The 19,820-nt window shown below is 66.6% G+C and carries 13 protein-coding genes and 3 tRNA genes; 13 read left to right on the top strand and 3 right to left on the bottom strand.

What is annotated here, in order from left to right; genetic code table 11:
• Positions 1-63 precede the first annotated feature (63 nt).
• Together glnA and Y958_RS20390 are read right to left on the bottom strand one after the other, a co-directional pair.
• Positions 64-1,473 carry a type I glutamate--ammonia ligase gene (gene glnA, locus Y958_RS20395; RefSeq protein ID WP_004274166.1) on the bottom strand — a complete coding sequence of 470 codons (1,410 nt, stop codon included), beginning with the start codon at positions 1,471-1,473 and terminating at the stop codon, positions 64-66.
• Between the two features lie 243 nt (positions 1,474-1,716).
• Positions 1,717-2,055: a P-II family nitrogen regulator gene (locus Y958_RS20390; RefSeq protein WP_004274165.1), complete on the bottom strand. Its 339-nt coding sequence runs from the start codon at positions 2,053-2,055 to the stop codon at positions 1,717-1,719.
• Positions 2,056-2,540: 485 nt separating this feature from the next.
• Here Y958_RS20390 and Y958_RS20385 point away from each other — a divergent pair.
• The 6 genes from Y958_RS20385 to Y958_RS20360 all read left to right on the top strand — a co-directional run bounded on the left by Y958_RS20385 (position 2,541) and on the right by Y958_RS20360 (position 10,919).
• A tRNA-His gene (locus Y958_RS20385) sits at positions 2,541-2,616 on the top strand.
• A 126-nt stretch (positions 2,617-2,742) separates the two neighbouring features.
• The gene (locus Y958_RS20380) at positions 2,743-3,108 is read left to right on the top strand and encodes an MmcQ/YjbR family DNA-binding protein (protein WP_088873707.1); all 366 of its coding nucleotides are present in this window, start codon (positions 2,743-2,745) and stop codon (positions 3,106-3,108) included.
• A 782-nt stretch (positions 3,109-3,890) separates the two neighbouring features.
• Positions 3,891-5,477: an NAD(P)H-hydrate dehydratase gene (locus Y958_RS20375; protein ID WP_088873706.1), complete on the top strand. Its 1,587-nt coding sequence runs from the start codon at positions 3,891-3,893 to the stop codon at positions 5,475-5,477.
• A gap of 486 nt (positions 5,478-5,963) precedes the next feature.
• A complete protein-coding gene (locus Y958_RS20370; RefSeq protein WP_138918590.1) occupies positions 5,964-6,215 on the top strand; it encodes a hypothetical protein in 252 nt (83 codons plus the stop codon).
• Positions 6,216-6,570: 355 nt separating this feature from the next.
• Complete coding sequence (locus Y958_RS20365) at positions 6,571-8,394, top strand: hybrid sensor histidine kinase/response regulator (RefSeq protein WP_186291369.1); 1,824 nt, start codon at positions 6,571-6,573, stop codon at positions 8,392-8,394.
• Between the two features lie 161 nt (positions 8,395-8,555).
• On the top strand, positions 8,556-10,919 hold the full coding sequence (locus tag Y958_RS20360) for a transketolase (protein ID WP_088873704.1): 2,364 nt from the start codon (positions 8,556-8,558) through the stop codon (positions 10,917-10,919).
• Between the two features lie 75 nt (positions 10,920-10,994).
• Here the strand turns inward: Y958_RS20360 and Y958_RS20355 are convergent, their stop codons facing one another.
• Complete coding sequence (locus tag Y958_RS20355; RefSeq protein WP_088873703.1) at positions 10,995-11,699, bottom strand: GNAT family N-acetyltransferase; 705 nt, start codon at positions 11,697-11,699, stop codon at positions 10,995-10,997.
• 362 nt (positions 11,700-12,061) lie between these two features.
• Here Y958_RS20355 and Y958_RS20350 point away from each other — a divergent pair.
• The 7 genes from Y958_RS20350 (at position 12,062) to Y958_RS20320 (ending at position 19,483) form a co-directional block, all read left to right on the top strand.
• Positions 12,062-12,146, top strand: a tRNA-Leu gene (locus tag Y958_RS20350).
• A gap of 108 nt (positions 12,147-12,254) precedes the next feature.
• Positions 12,255-13,592 (top strand): trigger factor, encoded by a 1,338-nt coding sequence (gene tig, locus Y958_RS20345; protein WP_040849802.1) that lies wholly within the window; start codon positions 12,255-12,257, stop codon positions 13,590-13,592.
• Between the two features lie 131 nt (positions 13,593-13,723).
• Positions 13,724-14,359, top strand: coding sequence for an ATP-dependent Clp endopeptidase proteolytic subunit ClpP (clpP, locus tag Y958_RS20340; protein WP_088873702.1), 636 nt, complete (start codon positions 13,724-13,726; stop codon positions 14,357-14,359).
• 265 nt (positions 14,360-14,624) lie between these two features.
• Positions 14,625-15,890, top strand: coding sequence for an ATP-dependent Clp protease ATP-binding subunit ClpX (clpX, locus tag Y958_RS20335; RefSeq protein ID WP_040849805.1), 1,266 nt, complete (start codon positions 14,625-14,627; stop codon positions 15,888-15,890).
• Positions 15,891-16,250: 360 nt separating this feature from the next.
• A complete protein-coding gene (lon, locus tag Y958_RS20330; protein WP_004274299.1) occupies positions 16,251-18,659 on the top strand; it encodes an endopeptidase La in 2,409 nt (802 codons plus the stop codon).
• A gap of 159 nt (positions 18,660-18,818) precedes the next feature.
• Positions 18,819-19,091, top strand: coding sequence for an HU family DNA-binding protein (locus tag Y958_RS20325; RefSeq protein WP_004274300.1), 273 nt, complete (start codon positions 18,819-18,821; stop codon positions 19,089-19,091).
• Between the two features lie 317 nt (positions 19,092-19,408).
• A tRNA-Val gene (locus Y958_RS20320) sits at positions 19,409-19,483 on the top strand.
• Positions 19,484-19,820 lie beyond the last annotated feature (337 nt).

Below are 19,820 nucleotides of genomic sequence, written 5' to 3'. Positions count from 1 at the left end.
AAAGGGCCGCCCGGCTGGACGGCCCTTTCCCGACAGGAGGCTTCCCGGGGGAAGCCGATCCAATCAGACGGAGTAGTACATCTTGTATTCGATGGGATGCGGCGAGGTTTCGAACGCCAGCACTTCTTCCATCTTCAGGTCGATGTAGCTGTTGATGAAGTCCTCGGTGAAGACATCGCCCTTCTTCAGGAAGGCGTTGTCGGCGGCCAGGGACTCCAGGGCCTCACGCAGCGAACGGCAGACGGTCGGCACTTCCTTCAGCTCTTCCGGCGGCAGGTCGTACAGGTTCTTGTCCATCGCGTCGCCGGGGTGGATCTTGTTCTGGATGCCGTCCAGACCAGCCATCAGCATGGCGGCGAAGGCCAGGTAGGGGTTCGCACCCGGGTCCGGGAAGCGGACTTCGACGCGCTTGCCCTTCGGGCTGTTCACGAACGGGATGCGGCAGGAAGCCGACCGGTTGCGCGAGGAGTAGGCCAGCAGCACCGGCGCCTCGTAGCCCGGAACCAGACGCTTGTAGCTGTTGGTCAGCGGGTTGGTGAAGGCGTTCAGGGCACGGGCGTGCTTAATGATGCCACCAATGTAGTACAGGGCGGTCTCGGACAGGTCGGCGTAACCAGAACCCGCGAACAGCGGCTTGCCGTCCTTCCAGATGGACTGGTGGCAGTGCATGCCCGAACCATTGTCCCCGAACACCGGCTTCGGCATGAACGTGGCGGTCTTGCCGTAGGCGTGGGCGACGTTGTGCACCACGTACTTAAAGATCTGCATGGTGTCGGCCATGCTGACCAGGGTGCCGAACTTGATGCCCAGTTCGTGCTGCGAGGCGGCCACTTCGTGATGGTGCTTCTCGACCTCGACGCCCATATCGGCCATCACGGTCACCATCTCGGCGCGCAGGTCCTGGCCGGCGTCGATCGGGGCGACTGGGAAATAGCCGCCCTTGACGGCCGGACGGTGGCCCAGATTGCCTTCCGGATAAGCCTTGCCGGAGGTGTAGGGGCCTTCCTCGCTGTCGAACTCGTACATGACGCGGTTCATCGAGACTTCGAACTTCACGTCGTCGAACACGAAGAACTCGGCCTCGGGACCGAAGTAAGCGGTATCGCCGATGCCGGCGCTGGCCATGTAGTTCTCAGCGGCCTTGGCGATGGAGCGCGGGTCGCGCTTGTAGGGCTGGCCGGTGGAGGGCTCCAGCACGTCGCAGAACACGGTCAGCAGCGGCTGGGCGGCGAACGGGTCCAGGACGGCGGTGGCGGGGTCGGGCATCAGGATCATGTCCGACTCGTTGATGGCCTTCCAACCGGCGATCGACGACCCGTCGAACATCACGCCATCGGTGAACATCTCCTCGTTCACGGTGCTGATGTGCTGGGCGGTGTGCTGCAGCTTGCCGCGCGGATCGGTGAAACGGAAGTCGACGTACTTGACGTCGTGCTCCTTAACCAGGTCGAAGAACTTCGCGATATCGGACATCTTGATGGGTTCCCTAAAGTTCTGGGAGATGTTGGGTGACTACTGATTTCACGTGCATGGGCGGGAACATCGCTGCGCCCCCCCCATCCCATAATGTTCCGGCGCCTTGGGTTACTCCCATCCCGGGCCGCCAGCCCCAAACCTATGATCAATGATCAATGACCATTGATATCCCGGACGGCGACGCGCCCGGCCGTTCCCGTCCATGCCACCCGACGCGAGGCGGCATCCGGCGAACCGGCGTCAGACGGCGTCCGGACCCCGTTCGCCGGTGCGGATGCGGATGACATCCTCCACCGGGGTCACGAAAATCTTGCCGTCGCCGATGCGGCCGGTGTGTGCCGCCTGCTGGATGGCCTCAATGGCGCGATCGACCAACTGATCGTCCATCACGATCTCGATCTTCACCTTGGGCAGGAAGTCCACAACGTACTCTGCGCCGCGATACAGCTCGGTATGGCCCTTCTGCCGGCCGAAGCCCTTGGCCTCGGTCACGGTGATGCCCTTGATGCCGACTTCGTGCAGCGCTTCCTTCACCTCGTCCAGCTTGAACGGTTTGATGATGGCTTCGATCTTTTTCATCGCTTACGGCCACGCCTTCGCTTCAAGGGCGGGGGATGGTCGGCGCCGGTGCCGGGACTGCGGAACCCAACGGGGCCGCATGCCTGGAAACTGATGCCGGAAACCCCCCACGATTTTCAATTCGGTGTCTGGCCCATAGACAACACGGGTGGGGCGCATCCCGCAACAGGCGTCGCCGCCCCCATGTGGCCCGGCCGGACCGGGGCAACAGGATAGCACGCCCCATGCCAACCCGGCGGATGGGGCGGGCCCGGCCCTCCGGCCCCGGTGGCCCCAACGTATGCGCGCTTCTTATGCAGACGACAGCACAAAAATTAATCAACAGCCTGTATTTTGTCCTTTGAGGTGGCGGTGTGGCTGATTTGTGGGGATGCCAGTGCCTCGATTGCAGCCTGTCGCGGGACGCGACCCCGGCATGTGAAGATTATTTTATCAGAATGCTTGACGGGGCAGGGGCAGGTGGTGCAGAAACCCGCCTCACGGCGGCGGTGGTAGCTCAGCTGGTAGAGCTCTCGGTTGTGGTCCGAGCGGTCGTGGGTTCGAGTCCCATCCATCGCCCCATCCTCCTTATACATAGTATAAGGATAGCAAAGGCGCCCTCACCGGGCGCCTTTCTGCTTTTCCGGATCCTTTCACCATGCGGCGGCGCTAGACTGCCCGCGCGACAGGCAATCCGGGCGGCGCGCCATGACCTTCAGCTTCGACGACGTCCGCGCCCAGGCCCTGGCTTGGCCCGGTGTGGAGGATGGCATCTCCTATGGCACGCCGGCGCTGAAGGTGCGCGGCAAGCTCCTGACCCGCCTGCGCGAGGATGGCGACACCCTGGTCGTCACCGGTGTGGACACGGACGAGCGCGTCCTGCTGATGGCTATCGAGCCGGCCGTCTATCATCTGACCGACCATTATGTGGGTTGGCCCATCGTGCTGGCGCGCTTGTCCGCCATTCCCGACCAGAGCTCTTTGGACAAGGTGATGGGTCTGCTGCACCGCCAATGGCGCGCGGTGGCGCCCAAGACCCTGGTGCGGCGGTTCGACGCGGCCGGTTCGGCATAGTCGGATCCGCGGACGAGGTTGGTGCCCGCCGCAGCTGCCGCCCCCGCACCCGCCATGGCCGCCACATCCGCCATGCCCGTGCCCACCGCTGCCGTGATGGTGACCTTGGCCGCCGCCATCATCCCCGGCGGTGGAGGACGAGTCGGTCGCGCCGCCGCCGTCACTCCGCGTCTTGCTCACCCAGGCCACAGCCAGGGGGCTGGGTGCCGGCCATGCTGACGGATCGGGTGCCCCGTAGCACTCCTTGTAGGCGATCCAGGTGCGGGCATAGGCCTCCGCGCTACCGGCGCCGACATGATGATGGATGAAGCGGCCGGCCGAGGCCTGGCAGTAGGCGGCATAAAGGGCGGTGCACAGCACCAGCTCGTGCCAATAGTCGTCGACCAGGCTGTCGGGTGCGCCCAAGGGCTGTTTTGCCGCCCATCCCGGCGGGGCGGCCATCAGGCCGAAATAACGCCGGAACTCCATTTCCCAGAAAGCGGCGTCGGCAGCGTCCAGGTCATGCCGCCTGCGGAAGCGCTCCGTCGCCAGGGAGAGGTCGTGGACGAACACGGCCCTTAGGCGCTTTTGTCGTCTGGTGAGAAGGTGGCCGCCCCAGGCGGCGATGGTGGCCCAACTGGCCAGGATCAGCGTACCCGGTCCCCAAATGGCGGACATAAGCCCTCGACGGGTGGTTGCGGACGGCGCCATTGTACTTGGGAAATTCTGCCGCCGCCAGCGAGGCGTTGTCTTGCTGCCGCCGGCATCAACCCCTGGTCGTTCAATCGCCCGAGTGTCCGCCCATGGTTCCGACCGCCGCTTCCGCCCGCGCCCTGCTGTCCGTGGCCCACATGCGCGCCGCCGATGCCGCCGCCATCGCGGGAGGTGTGCCGGGCATCACCTTGATGGAGCATGCGGGCCGTGCGGTGGCCGGCGTGGTGATGGCGCGCTTCGGCCTGGGTCCGGTGACGGTGCTGTGCGGGCCGGGCAACAATGGCGGCGACGGATTCGTGGCAGCCCGCCATCTGGCCGCCGCCGGCTGGCCCGTGCGCTTGGCCCTGCTGGGTGATCTGGGTCGGCTGACGGGTGATGCGGCCCTGGCGGCGGCCGATTGGGTGGAGATCTGGGGGCGGGACTCGGTGCTGGAGGCCGCCCCGGCCGTGCTCGCCGGGGCGACAGTGGTGATCGACGCACTGTTCGGCGTGGGGCTGTCCCGGCCCTTGACGGGGATGGCGGCGGCGCTTGTGGCGGCCATGGCTGATGCGCGCCGGGGCGGGGCCGTCGTGCTGGCGGTGGACGTGCCCAGCGGCCTGGACGCCGATACCGGCGCGCCGGTGGGCGACGTCATGGTCCGGGCTGACGTCACCGTCACCTTCTTCCGCAAAAAGCCGGGGCATCTGCTGTTGCCCGGCCGCGTGGCCTGCGGCGCCACCATCGTGACCGACATCGGCATTCCCGATGCCGTGCTGGCGGACCCGGCGGTGGCCACGGACGTGTGGGAGAACGGGCCGGCCTTGTTCACCGGCCACCTGCCGCGCCCCCGCATCGATGACCATAAATATCGGCGGGGCCATGCGCTGGTGCTGGGCGGGGCGGTCATGACCGGGGCGGCGCGTCTGGCGGCACGCGCCGCGCAGCGGGCCGGCGCCGGCCTGGTGACGGTGGCCAGCCCGCCCGCGGCGGAGCTGATCTATCGTCTTTCCAGCCCCAGCCAGATCGTACGCCCCATGGCGGACCTTCACGCCGCCGAGGCGATTCTGGCCGATCCGCGCATCACCGCAGCCGTGCTGGGTCCGGGCGCCGGCACGGACGACGATGGCCAGGCGCTGCTGCGCGCCCTGGTCGCCGCCGCCGGCCGGCGCCAGGGCGGTTCGGTGGGCGCCGGCCCAGTGGATACCGGCTCAGGGGGCGCCGGCTTCGGCCTCGTCCTGGACGCCGACATCTTCACAGCCTTCGCCGGTCAAGCGGACGCGCTGGGGACCCATCTGGCGGGCCGGGTGGTGCTGACGCCGCACGAGGGCGAATTCGCCCGCCTGTTCGGGGCCGGGCATGCCGCACTGGCGGGGGATAAACTGACGCGCGCCCGGGCCGCCGCCCGCCACCTGGGCGCGGTCATCCTGCTGAAAGGGCCGGACACAGTCATCGCCCGGCCCGATGGCCGCGCCGCCATTGAGGCCGGCGGCCCGCCCACCCTGGCCACCGCCGGGTCGGGCGACGTCCTGGCGGGCCTGTGCCTGGGCCTGCTGGCCGGCGGCATGAACGCCTGGCATGCCGCCCTGGCCGCCGCCTGGCTGCACGCCCAGGCCGCCCTGCGCTTCGGTCCCGGCCTGGTGGCCGAGGACTTGCCCGAACAGGTGCCGGCCCTGTTGGCGGATCTGGCGGCGGCGTGACGGCAAGGCGGGCGGAGAGATGCTAAATAAAAATCCTATAAAATTGTATATAAACCTACCGTTCTTTGCGCCGCCGACTAAGCCTTTCCTTTCCGCGCAGACCAACCGCCATGGCTTGCCGCGTCGGGAATATTTAAAATGCCATATTTGCCATATGGCAAAAGCATTGCCCGCACTAAAACAATGGGATACTCTCGATATAGATTCAAACTGCTTCGCGGCATTTGCCCCCGACCCGGGGCGTGACTGGCCGGCACAGTAACCATTTCCGCCCCCACTGGGCTTCCGGCGCTTGTATCTGGACCGGGCCTCGGGCGCGCCAGCTTCCCGAAGTATTGGGAACTGAGGGAATGGTGCCGACCCATGTCGAGATACCGCAGGCGGGGCAAGGCGACGGGGCCTTTATCCCGAACGTCTGGCGTCGGCGCCAATAAACGCCCTGTTCATTGGGCGGAGTGCCGGGCCTGCTTTATTAGGGGGACGAGTGTGGGCTTCTCTCTCTTCCGCCGGTCACGCCTGGACGATCCGTTGCAGGTTGGCGCGCAGTATCGTCGGGTCGTTTCCGGCAGCGTGACGGAAACGGCGGAGGTTTTGACCATCACCACGGACAGTTTCCACATCCCGCACGTGCGCTTCATGGTGCGCAACAACCTGCCCGAAGGCAGCTGCGCCCCGGACCAACGCACCCTGTCGGCCGAAAGCTTCAGCCGCCTGTTCAACGAGCGGGTCGCCAGCTGACGGCCGCCGCCTGGGCGGTGGGCTCAAACCTCTTCCTGCGAAACCATACTTTCCAACCCGGCCCCACCCAGGCCCGGCACCCTCATTGTCACCACCAGGCCGGCCGTGTGTGCCTAACCGGAGGTGGTAGTCCCCGGGAACGGCCTGGAATAGTTGGGGGAATCCCCCATATCGTCCACCTGGGCCACTCTCGATGATGGCCAGGCCGGCCGGCACTTCGCCATACCGGTATGCCCTCGAAGGCGTGTCAGGGACGGTCGGTATGGGATGGAAAGACGCGATGTCCTCTGGGGCGGTCCCGGTGCGGCCGGCGCCCATTCCGGACGCGCCTTCCGCCGCGGCTCCGTTCCCTCCCGTGAACTTTACCGGCCCTGTGGGCGACCTGGTGGATCTGGTCCAGGCCTTGTCCTTTTGCCGGGACGTGCCCAGCGTCATGGCCGTGGTGCGTCTGGCGGCCAGGGCGCTGAGCGGTGCCGACGGTGTCACCTTCGTCCTGCGGGATGGCGACCTGTGCCACTACGCGGATGAGGATGCCATCGGCCCGCTGTGGAAGGGCCGGCGCTTCCCCTTGTCCACCTGCATTTCCGGCTGGGTCATGCTGAACCGCCAGCCGGCCGTCATCCCCGACATCTACCAGGATGATCGCATTCCGCATGACGCCTACCGCCCCACCTTTGTGAAAAGCCTGGTGATGGTGCCGGTGCGCACGGATGAGCCGGTGGCCGCCATCGGCGCCTATTGGGCGACGGTGCGCATGCCGAAGGCGGAAGAGGTGGCATTGCTGCAGGCGGTCGCCCATTCCACCGCCGTGGCCCTGACCAACGTCCAGCTTTATGAGTCGCTCCGCGCCGCCGTGGCCGAAAGCCAGGCGCGGGCGGAGGAGGCGGAAAGAGCCAACCGCGCCAAGTCCGTCTTCCTGGCCGCGATCAGCCACGATTTGCGCCAGCCGCTGCAGACCATGCGGCTTTATCACAACATGCTGAGCGAGCGGGCGGTCAACGGCCGCGCCGCTGTCGCCACGGCGGCCGGCGGTGGCGGCGGTTCCAGCGCCACGCCCGCCAACGGTCTGGCCAATGCGCTGGATCGCAAGCTCATCGGCGGCATGGGCGAGGCGTTGTCGGCGGGGGAGGAGCTGCTGCGCGCCCTGCTGGACGTGTCGGTTCTGGACGCTGGCACGGTGACGGCGAACCCGCAGCGCTTCGGTCTGGAGGCGACGGTGGCCGGCTTGGTCAGTGCCATCCGGGGCGATGCCGAGAAGGCGGGAGTGGAGATCCGCTTGCGCACCGCCGCCAAGACCGGCCCGCAGGCGGCGCTTGGGGAGGCGGACACCGACCCCGTCCTGCTGAAATGCATCCTGCGCAACCTGCTGTCCAACGCCATCCGCTACACCGGCCGGGGTGGGCGCGTCCTGGTTTCCACCCGCCGCCGGGGCCGATCCATGTTGGTCCAGGTGTGGGATACGGGCGTGGGCATCGCGGCCGCCGAGCTGGACACGGTGTTCGAGGATTTCGTCCAGCTGAGCAATCCGGAACGTGACCGGACCAAGGGCTTGGGCCTGGGGCTGGGCATCGTGCGCCGCATGGCCCGCCTGCTGGGCACCACCGTCACCGTGCGCTCCGTTCCCGGCCGCGGCTCGGTCTTCTCCGTCCTGGTGCCTTGCGTGCCGGCGGCCCCCGCTGTGGGGGCTCCGGCCGCCAAGGACAGCCTGTTGGCCTTTCCCCGCGACGGCCAGCGCCCGGCCCAGCGCGAGAGCGACCCGCGGACCATCCTGGCGGTGGAGGACGACGCCCTGCAGCGCATGGCGCTGGGCGCCATCATCGAGAGTTGGGGCTATCGCGTCATCACCGCCGCCGGCTCCGACGACGCCCTGGCCGCCATGCGCGACGCCGTGCGCCTGCCGGGCCTGGTGATCAGCGACTTCCGCCTGCCTGGTCCCCTCAACGGCGTGCAACTGGTGGCCCGCTTAGGCAACGAGATGCGGCGCCATCTGCCTGGCATCATCGTCACCGGCGATACCGACACCGCCCGCATCCAGGAGGCGTCGGCCACCGGCTGCGTCCTGATTCACAAGCCCTACCTGCCCGAGGTCCTGCGCGCCGCCATTGAGGAAGCGCTGCGCGGGGTGGACCCGGGTGGGGCCCAGACAGGGGATGGCCAGGCGGGGGCGCTGGACGCGTGATGGCCCCGCCGACGGCGAAACGGCATCAAAACTTTCAAGGGGCAAATTTTTAAATACCGGACTTCAGGCCCGGCGCGGCCGGGTCTATAACCCTGGGCAACGATCGGGTGGCGCTTCCCCTCGCGGTGGCGTGCGCCCCAGCCTCAGGGAAGAACCACGGTATGCCCGACGCCGCCTCGACCGCCGCTCCGGTCACCCACTCCGACAAGATCCGCCTGCTGGAGGCGCTGGAGCGCAAGGTGCTCTGGCTCTCGGCCTGGACCATCCACAACGCCAACCACATCCGCCCCTCGCGCGATGGGCTGAAGGTGGGCGGCCACCAGGCCTCCAGCGCTTCGCTGGCCAGCATCATGACGGCGCTGTATTTCGACGTGCTGCGGCCGCAGGACCGGGTGGCGGTGAAGCCCCACGCCAGCCCTGTCTTCCACGCCATCCAGTACATGCTGGGCCGCCAGACGCGGGAAAAGCTGGAGCGCTTCCGCGCCCTGGGCGGGGCGCAGAGCTACCCCTCGCGCACCAAGGACACGGAGGACGTCGATTTTTCGACCGGTTCCGTTGGCCTGGGGGTGGCGGTCACCGCCTTCGCTTCCCTGGTGCAGGACTATGTGCGCCTGAAGGGCCTGTCGGACCAGCCGGAGGGCCGCATGGTGGCCTTGGTGGGCGACGCCGAGATGGACGAGGGCAACGTCTTCGAAGCCATGCTGGAGGGATGGAAGCACGACCTGCGCAACACCTGGTGGATCATCGACTACAACCGCCAGAGCCTGGATAGCGTGGTGTCGGACCGGTTGTGGGTGCCCATCGAGGGCATGTTCCGCTCCCTGGACTGGAACGTGCAGATCCTGAAGTACGGCAAGAAGCTGGAGGCCGCGTTCGCGCAGGAGGGCGGCGGCGCCCTGCGCCAGTGGATCGACACCTGTCCCAACCAGCTGTATTCCGCCCTGACCTTCAAGGGCGGGGCCGCCTGGCGCGAGGCACTGACCCACGACCTGGGCGACACGCGCGGCATCCGTCACATCCTGGACGCCCATGACGACGCGGCCCTGGGCACCCTTATGACCAATCTGGCGGGCCATGACCTGCCCACCCTGCTGGAAACCTTCCACGGCACCACCGACGACCGCCCGGCCTGTTTCATCGCCTACACGGTCAAGGGCCGGGGCTTGCCCTTCCAGGGGCACAAGGACAACCATTCCGGCCTGATGAACCCGGACCAGATGGCCGCCTTCAAGGCCGCCTGCGGGCTGAAGGACGGCCAGGAATGGGACCGCCACGCCGGCCTGGACATCGATCCGGTGGCGCTGGAGGCCTTCCTGGACAGTGTGCCCTTCGCCCAGGGTACCGGTCCCGGTAAGGCGAGCCGCCGCCTGAAGGGCGCCATCGTCCCCGTGCCACCGGCCCTGGTGGTGGATCTGGGTGCCCGCATGTCGACGCAGGAGGGGTTCGGCAAGATTTTGGGTGAGATCGCCAAGGGCGACGATGACTTGGCCGCCCGAATCGTCACCACCTCCCCTGACGTCACCGTGTCCACCAACCTGGGCCCCTGGGTGAACCGGCGCGGCTTGTTTGCCCGCACCGAGACGCAGGACATCTTCCGCGAACAGAAGGTGGTCTCCGCCCAGCGCTGGCAAGGCGCGCCCGGTGGCCAGCACATCGAGCTGGGCATCGCCGAGCACAACCTGTTCCTCATGCTGGCGGCCCTGGGCCTCAGCCATGACCTGTTCGGCGCCCGGCTGCTGCCCATCGGCACGCTCTACGACCCCTTCATCAAGCGCGGCCTGGACGCCATGAACTATGCCGCCTACCAGGACGCCCGCTTCATGGTGGTGGCCACCCCCTCGGGCGTCACCCTGGCGCCGGAGGGCGGGGCGCACCAGTCCATCGCCACGCCGCTGATCGGCATGGGCCTGCCCAACGTCTCCAGCTATGAGCCCGCCTATGTCGATGAACTGGCGGCCATCATGGCCTGGGGCTTCGACCACATGCAGCGGCCGGACGGCGGCTCCCTCTATCTGCGCCTCACCACCCGCCAGGTGGAGCAGCCGAAGCGGGGCCAGGGGCGGGAACGGGGCCTGGACCGCGACGCTGTCATCGCGGGCGGATACTGGCTGCGCCCGCCGGCGCCGGACGCGGAGTTCGCCATCGCCTATTGCGGCGCCCTGGCGCCCGAGGCGCTGGAAGCCCATGCCCAGGTGCTGGAGGACTGCCCCGGCGCCGGCCTGCTGGCGGTAACCTCCCCCGACCGCCTGCATGCCGGCTGGACAGCGGCGCAACGGGAGGGCCGGGGTGAGGACGCCCATGTCCACCGCCTGCTGTCGGCCCTGCCGGCCGGTGCCAAGCTGGTGACCGTCGTCGACGGCCATCCCGCCACCCTGTCCTGGCTGGGCTCGGTGCGCGGCCAGACCGTGGCGGCCCTGGGGGTCGAGACGTTCGGCCAGTCCGCCGACATCCCCGACCTGTACAGGGTCCAGGGCCTGGACGCCGACGCCATCGTCGACGCGTGCGCCAAGGTGCTTTTGGGTTGATACGTGACCAAGCCACCGGCATGAACCCTCATGCCGGTGGCAGCCAGCGACCGCCGCTTGAGGGTGGCTAAACCCTCAGAACTCCGCCAGTGCCCTGATCTGGGTCCCGTCGTCCGTGAAGTTCTCCGGTGCCAACCAAGCCGCCAAGCGCTGGCGGCGGGCGGGCCATTCCGCATCCAGAATGGAAAAGACGTTGCTGTCCCAGTTGCGGCCCTTCAGCCACAGGGTCTGGCGCAGCAGCCCCTCATGGGTGAAGCCGTAGCGCAGCGCCGCCTTGATGGAGGCGACGTTGGGCGGGCCGCAGCGCCATTCCAGGCGGCGGTAGCCCGATTGGCCCGCCCCTTGGCCCAGCGCGTAGTCGATCAGCAGGAACACGCCTTCCGTCCCGGTCACCTTGCGGCTGAGGGAGGGGCCGTAGACCAGGCCCATCTCCACCGTTCCCATGTCGGGGTTGGCGTTCAGCAGCAGCAGCAGGCCGGCGGCCACCGGCGCGCCGCCCGTCTTGTCCATCACCGCGTACATGGTCTGCCCCGGCCGGGGCAGGCGGTCGCGCAGCCATTGGGTGAAGGCGGCCTCGTCCGCGAAGGGGCCGCCGGGAATGTGGTCCCACAGGCCAGCGTGCTGGCCGATCGCCAGCCACAGGCCGGGGGCATGGCGGTCCAAGTCGATCCGTTCCAGATCCACCGTGCGGCCGGGCAGCCGGTCGGTGGTCAGGGCGGGGCGGGGCAGATTGGGAGTGAGGGGCGGCGGCGATGGGGCGGTCATGGCGGCGGCGGTCATGCGGCGGGGAACCTCGGTTGGCGCGGGTTGTCCTTGGGGAAGTACAACATAACAAGCACTTCGCTGCCGCCGATAGCCGGCTTCATGGGGTGATTCGTCGATGGGCTTCGCAATGGCCCCACTTTCGGTCTGGCCGGCGGGGCTGACCGGCGGGGCGGGGCGGGCGGCGCTCGGCCCTTTGATAGGCCCCACCCCTGGCCTAGATTCCTATTTACGCGGGTGCGCGGGTGCTATAGATCGGACGGCGCCTGGAAGGGTCCGGGCGCTATTTCCATGCCTATTCCCCATTGGCGCCGCCGGCGTCGGCGGGGGCGGGCTTCTGGGAACGGGGCGCCCAAGCGATCCTAGAGCCGGGTTTGGCCGCGGGCGTGGCGGAACTGGTAGACGCGCCGGATTTAGGTTCCGGTGACGAAAGTCGTGGGGGTTCGAGTCCCTTCGCCCGCACCAAGCACGAGATATCAACCCAACCGCCCGTGGTCCGTCCGGCCCCGGGCACCCAGAGGCCGGGAACGCCGGCATCCGGGGCCGATCAAAGAGACAGGTTCGAATAGTCCCATGAACATCACCGAGACCAGCACCGAAGGCCTGCGCCGCGAATACACGGTCGTCATCCCCGCCGCCGACGTGGCCGGCCGCGTGGACGCCCAGTTGAAGGAAATTGGCAAGACCGTGCGCATGCCGGGCTTCCGCCCGGGCAAGGTGCCGATGTCGGTGCTGAAGCAGCGCTATGGGCAGTCGGTGATGGGTGAGGTGCTGGACAAGGCCATGTCCGACAGCGCCGCCAAGGTGGTCGAGCAGCACAGCCTGCGTCCCGCCCTGCAGCCCAAGGTCGAGATCGTGAAGTTCGAGGTCGAGAGCGCCAGCGACCTGGAGTTCAAGCTGGCCTACGAAGTGCTGCCGGAATTCGAGCCCGCCGACCTCGGCGGCGTCGCCATCGAGAAGCCGGTGGTCGAGATCACCGACGAGCAGGTGGATGAGGCCGTGGGTCGCATCGCCGCCGGCCGCAAGACCTCCGCGCCGCTGACCGAGGACCGTCCGGCCGCCAAGGGCGACATCGTCGTCATCGACTTCGACGGTTCGGTCGACGGTGAGAAGCGCCCGGGCATGAAGGGCGAGGGCCATGAGCTGGAGCTGGGCTCCGGCAGCTTCATCGACACCTTCGAGGAACAGCTGGAGGGCACCCGCGCCGGTGACCACCGCACCGTCAACGTCACCTTCCCCGAGGGCTACCACGCCGCCGAGCTGGCCGGTAAGGCCGCCGTGTTCGAGGTGGACGTGAAGGAAGTGAAGCAGGCGGTCGAGGCGACCATCGACGACGAGTTCGCCAAGGGCCTGGGCTTCGACGACCTGGCCGCGCTGAAGACCGTGATCCGGGACCGCCTGGGCGGCGACTACACCGTCATGAGCCGCCTGCGCGCCAAGCGCGCCCTGCTGGACCAGCTGGCCGAGCTGCACAGCTTCGAGGTGCCGCAGGGCATGGTGGACATCGAGTTCGACCAGATCTGGAAGCGCCTGCAGGACGAGCTGAAGGCCGGCGACGCCGGTGAGGACGCCGGCAAGGACGAGGAGGAACTCCGGAAGGAGTACCGCGACATCGCCGTTCGGCGTGTTCGTTTGGGCCTGGTCCTTTCCGAGATCGGTCAGAAGAACAATATAACGGTGGCGAGGGAAGAGCTGAACCAGGCCGTGCTGGCCGAGGTGCGGCGCTACCCGGGCCAGGAGCGTGAGGTTTTCGACTTCTTCAAGAACAACCCCCAGGCGGTGGAAAGCCTGCGGGCCCCGGTTTTTGAAGACAAGGTTGTCGACTTCATCCTGGGACAGGTTAAGGTGACGGAGAAGCCCGTGTCGGCTGAAGAGCTGATGCAGGACCCCGATGAGGAAGAGGCGGCCTAAGGTCGCGTCTCCCGTCTTCGGTTTCTGACGGGCCTCGGTATTCAAACGGAATGGGGGAGGGATCGTCCCTCCCCCGGACCGGCAACGGGCCCGGGGATGGCCCCCGGGTCGGACGCAGCGCTGGAGCAGGCATGATCGACTTTGAGCCGCAGATGAACACGCTGGTCCCCATGGTGGTCGAGCAGACCAACCGGGGTGAGCGCGCCTACGACATCTATTCGCGCCTGTTGAAGGAACGGATCATCTTCCTCGTCGGTGGCGTGAACGACGCGGTGTCCAGCCTGATCTGCGCCCAGCTTCTGTTCCTGGAAGCGGAAAACCCCACGAAGGAAATCTCCTTCTACATCAATTCGCCGGGCGGCATCGTCACCTCGGGCCTGGCGATCTACGACACCATGCAGTACATCCGCTGCCCGGTGGCGACCCTGTGCATCGGCCAGGCGGCCTCCATGGGCTCGCTGCTGCTGGCCGGCGGCTCCGACGGGCGGCGCTTCTCGCTGCCCAACAGCCGCATCATGATCCACCAGCCCTCGGGCGGCGCCCAGGGCCAGGCGGCGGACATCGAAATCCAGGCGCGCGAGATCCTGAAGATCCGGCACCGCCTCAACGAAATTTACGTGCGCCACACCGGCCAGCCGATCGACAAGATCGAGCGGGCGATGGAGCGTGACAACTTCATGACCGCGGACGAGGCCAAGGCGTTCGGTCTGATCGACGACGTCATCGCCACCCGTCCCGGCGCTGGCGGCCTGACCCAGGCGGCCTGAGGTGCCAACGGTTTAGCGTCCGGGCTCCGGCGGGATTAACCTTCCGCCGGAACGCCCCCACCGGGATACCCCGGTATGGGTGTTCGGACACGAAGAGACACACGGGGGGTTGAAAGCCCAGCGTTCCGTGGTGTTGAATGGGCAGGCAGTGGCGGGTGAGCGGTGTTTCATCCCCTTGTCCGCCGGCCGATCCCGGGAGGATCGGGCCCCGGTTCCGTCATCGTGATGGCTCCGGGTGACTGTCCCGGTGATGTACGGAGCTTTTATGACCAAGTCGACCGGCAGCGATTCGAAGAATACCCTCTACTGCTCCTTCTGCGGGAAGAGCCAGCACGAGGTGCGGAAGCTCATTGCCGGCCCCACGGTGTTCATCTGCGATGAATGCGTGGAATTGTGCATGGACATCATCCGCGAAGAGAACAAGACGACGCTGGTGAAGTCCCGCGACGGCGTTCCCACCCCGCGCGACATCTGCGCGGTGCTGGATGACTACGTCATCGGGCAGAGCCACGCCAAGCGCGTGCTCTCGGTCGCCGTGCACAACCACTACAAGCGGCTGGCACACGGCACCAAGCACAGCGACGTCGAACTGGCGAAGTCCAACATCCTGCTGATCGGCCCCACCGGCTGCGGCAAGACCCTGTTGGCCCAGACGCTGGCCCGCATCATCGACGTCCCCTTCACCATGGCCGACGCCACCACGCTGACCGAAGCCGGTTACGTGGGCGAGGACGTGGAGAACATCATCCTCAAGCTGCTGCAGGCCGCCGACTACAATGTCGAGCGGGCGCAGCGCGGCATCGTCTACATCGACGAGGTCGATAAGATCAGCCGCAAGTCCGATAATCCGTCCATCACCCGCGACGTGTCGGGCGAGGGCGTGCAGCAGGCCTTGCTGAAGATCATGGAAGGCACCGTCGCTTCCGTGCCGCCCCAGGGCGGGCGCAAGCATCCGCAGCAGGAATTCCTGCAGGTGGACACGACCAACATCCTGTTCATCTGCGGCGGCGCCTTCGCCGGCCTGGAGAAGATCATCGCCGCCCGCGGCAAGGGCACGTCCATCGGCTTTGGCGCCGATGTGAAGGGCCCGGACGACCGCCGCACCGGCGATGTGCTGCGCGAGGTGGAGCCTGAGGATCTGCTGAAGTTCGGCCTCATTCCGGAATTCGTCGGCCGTCTGCCCGTGGTGGCGACGCTGAACGACCTGGACGAGGAAGCGCTGATCGAGATCCTGACCAAGCCCAAGAACGCGCTGGTGAAGCAGTATCAGCGCCTGTTCGAGATGGAGGACGTGAAGCTCTCCTTCGCCGAAGAGGCCCTGAAGTCCATCGCCAACAAGGCCATCCAGCGCAAGACCGGCGCCCGTGGCCTGCGCTCCATCATGGAATCCATCCTGCTGGAGTCGATGTTCGATCTGCCGGGCCTGCAGGGCGTGGATGAGATCGTCATCAATGGCGAGGTGGTCGAGGGCCGCGCCCAGCCGCTGTACATCTACGCTGACCGCAAGGCGGAGGCAGCACCCGTCGCCTGACGGGCCCCGTGCATCCGCGATAGCCAGTTCGGATAGTTTTAAGACCCGGGAAATCCCTGATCATGGGGGTTTCCCGGGTTTTATTTTGCCTTCGCCGCAGAATTGGTCCGGAATCCAGGCACTTGGGAACGCGAGAGCCCCAAATGGCGGGCGACATGGTTGCAAAAGCGCGATTTTCCCGCCGCCTACCCCTTCCGTAGCGCAGATTTCGTCGGGTTCAAGCCCTTGAAGGGGGGGGATCGGTGTGCCACGTTACCAGGGCGACCTCCCGACGCCGCGCCCATGACGGGGCGGCTGGTGGATGGCGGGCCAGGCCCATTATGGGCTGGCCGCTGAGATTCTGAGTGGAAGGTCAGATCTATGTTGGAAGCCACCCGAGGAACCCTTTACCCGGTCCTCCCCCTGCGCGACATCGTGGTGTTCCCGCACATGATCGTGCCCCTGTTCGTGGGGCGCGAAAAGTCGGTGCGCGCGCTGGAAGACGTGATGAAGGATGACAAGCAGATTCTGCTGGTCACCCAGAAGAACGCCGCCCAGGACGATCCCACGCCCGACGACATCTATTCCGTCGGCACCATCGGCACCGTGCTGCAGCTGCTGAAGCTGCCCGACGGGACGGTGAAGGTGCTGGTCGAAGGCGGGCAGCGCGCGCGCATCGTCAGTTTCGAGCGCAACGAGGACTTCTTCCAGGCCTATGCCGAGCCCATCGAGGAAAAGACGGGCGAAGCGCAGGAGGCGGAGGCCCTGGCCCGCGCCGCGGTGGCCCAGTTCGAACAGTACATCAAGCTGAACAAGAAGATCCCGCCGGAGGTCCTGGTCTCGGTCAACCAGATCGAGGAACCGGGCAAGCTGGCCGACACCATCGCTTCGCACCTGGCGCTGAAGATTCCGGAGAAGCAGCAGCTTCTGGAAGCGGCGACGGTGGGTGAGCGGCTGGAGAAGGTCTACGCCTTCATGGAAGGCGAGATCGGCGTGCTGCAGGTGGAAAAGCGCATCCGTAACCGCGTCAAGCGGCAGATGGAGAAGACCCAGCGCGAGTACTATCTGAACGAGCAGATGAAGGCCATCCAGAAGGAACTCGGCGAGTCCGAGGATGGCAAGGACGAGGTCGCCGAGCTTGAGGAGCGAATCGCCAAGACCCGCTTCAGCAAGGAAGCCCGGGAAAAGGCGCTGGCCGAGGTCAAGAAGCTGCGGACCATGAGCCCCATGTCCGCCGAGGCGACCGTCGTGCGTAACTACCTGGATTGGATGCTGTCCATTCCGTGGAAGAAGCGCACCAAGGTGAAGAAGGACATCAAGGGGGCCGAGGCCATCCTGGATGCCGATCACTATGGTCTGGAGAAGGTCAAGGAGCGCATCCTGGAGTACTTGGCCGTGCAGCAGCGCATGGACAAGGTGAAGGGTCCCATCCTGTGCCTCGTCGGCCCGCCCGGCGTCGGCAAGACCTCGCTCGGCAAGTCCATCGCCAAGGCCACGGGCCGCAACTTCGTCCGCGTGTCGCTGGGCGGCGTGCGGGATGAGGCCGAGGTGCGCGGCCACCGCCGCACCTACATCGGCTCCATGCCCGGCAAGGTCATCCAGGGCATGAAGAAGGCGAAGTCGTCGAATCCGTTGTTCCTGCTGGACGAGATCGACAAGCTGGGCGCCGATTGGCGGGGCGATCCGTCCTCCGCCCTGCTGGAGGTCCTGGATCCCGAGCAGAACGGCACCTTCAACGATCACTACCTCGAAGTGGACTACGACCTCTCCGACGTGATGTTCGTCTGCACGGCCAACACCCTGCGCATGCCCCAGCCCCTGCTGGACCGCATGGAGGTGATCCGGCTGTCGGGCTACACCGAAGACGAGAAGATCGAGATCACCCGTGGCCACCTGATCGACAAGGAGCTGAAGGCCCACGGCCTGAAGGCAGGCGAGTTCACCATCTCCGATGACGCGTTGCGCGACCTCATCCGCTACTACACCCGGGAAGCCGGCGTGCGCAGCCTGGAGCGTGAGATCGCCAACCTGGCCCGCAAGGCCATCAAGGAGATCCTGATGAAGGGGGTCGACAAGGTGTCGATCACCCGTCGCAACCTCGACAAGTATGCCGGCGTGCGCCGGTACCACTATGGCGAGGCGGAGAAGGAGGATCTGGTGGGCTGCACCACCGGTCTTGCCTGGACCGAAGTGGGCGGCGAGTTGCTGACCATCGAGGCGGTGATGCTGCGCGGCAAGGGCCGCGTCACCACCACGGGCAAGCTGGGCGACGTCATGAAGGAATCGGTGCAGGCCGCCGAGAGCTTCGTGAAGTCCCGTTCCGCCCAGTTCGGCATCAAACCGACGCTTTTCGAGCGCAAGGATATCCACGTCCACGTGCCCGAAGGAGCTACGCCTAAGGACGGTCCGTCCGCCGGCGTCGCGATGACCACGTCCATCGTGTCGGTGCTGACAGGCATTCCCGTGCGCAAGGATGTCGCCATGACCGGCGAAATCACCCTGCGCGGCCGGGTTCTGCCCATCGGTGGCCTGAAGGAGAAAATGCTGGCGGCTTTGCGCGGCGGCATCAAGACCGTGTTGATTCCAAAGGATAATGAGAAGGACCTCGCTGACATTCCCGACAACGTCAAGCGCGGCCTGACCATCATCCCGGTGTCGACGGCGGACGAGGTGCTGGCCAACGCCCTGGTACAGCCGCTGGTGCCGATCGAGTGGTCGGAGCCGGAAGTCGTTGAGCCTGTTGCCGCGAAAGCCGCGGAAGACGGTAAGGACGACGTGATTCGGCATTGAAGTACGAACCGAAATCGTGTGAATTGAAGGCCTGACGCGACGGCCCCGGGGCGGATAACCCCGGGGCCGTACGTCCGAACCGAATCCCAATCCCGGCGCGTGCCCCGCGACCGGGACGAAATCCAAGATCAGATCCTGCTTCAAGAAGGGGGGCCTTAAGTGAATAAGAACGATCTCGTTGCCGCCGTCGCCGCTAGTGCGGAGCTGTCCAAGGCTGATGCGAACAAGGCGGTCGATGCGGTGTTCGAGGGCATCACCGAAGCCCTCAAGAAGGGCGACGAGGTTCGCCTGGTTGGTTTCGGCACCTTCGCCGTTGCCGAGCGCGCCGCTTCGGAAGGCCGCAACCCGCGCACGGGTGAGGCGATCTCCATCGCCGCCAGCAAGCAGCCGAAGTTCAAGCCCGGCAAGGGCCTGAAGGACGCGCTGAACTAAGAACGGCTAAGCGCCGTTTTACGCCGGTCTTGGGGGCCGGTCGCCGCAGCCTGCGGCCCGCCCCCGGTTCCGGATGTTCAGGCACGCCGCTCCACGATGTGGCGGCGCGCTCGGGGGACACCGGCCATGGCCGGCCACAGTCCGAGCCCAGTGCTTATAAAAGGCGGGACGCCGATGGGTGTTCCCGTCTTTTTTGTTTCCACGGCATTATTTATTTTTCCAGGCCCCCTTTCGCAAAAGGGGTTCCCAAACGGGTCACGGGCGGCTAAAGCCTCATGTCCCGGCGGCCCGCTTGAGGGGGGCCGGTTGGGCGCGATGGGCGGTTAGCTCAGGGGTAGAGCAGGTGCTTTACACGCATCGGGCCGGGGGTTCAAATCCCTCACCGCCCACCATCGCCACACGTCCAGGGCCACAGGTCCAGGGCCACAGATCCAGGACAGCATGCCGCCAGTCTTTCGCCCCGACACCCGCAGCGGGGCGTCAAGCGGTCGACGGCCGGGTTGAAGGCGGGCGCCGCTACGCCGTTTGGCCCTGGATTGTCACTTTGACCGGCGGGGCAAACCTGTAATCATCGCCCCGGGTTGCCTATATAGGGGCGATCCAGCGGCACGGGGCATTTCTGTGACTGGCAAAGCGCGCGAAGCCTTCCCATGCTCACCCTTATGCGGCGGGGACGGTGGCGGTCGCGCATGTGAGGACGGCGGCGACGGCGTCCGGTTTTGGAGGGGG

The sequence above is a fragment of the Nitrospirillum viridazoti CBAmc genome (assembly GCF_000730165.1).
Taxonomy (GTDB): domain Bacteria; phylum Pseudomonadota; class Alphaproteobacteria; order Azospirillales; family Azospirillaceae; genus Nitrospirillum; species Nitrospirillum viridazoti.
The sequence above is the reverse complement of the archived record's forward strand: the minus strand, read 5'-3'. Positions and strand labels throughout refer to the sequence as shown.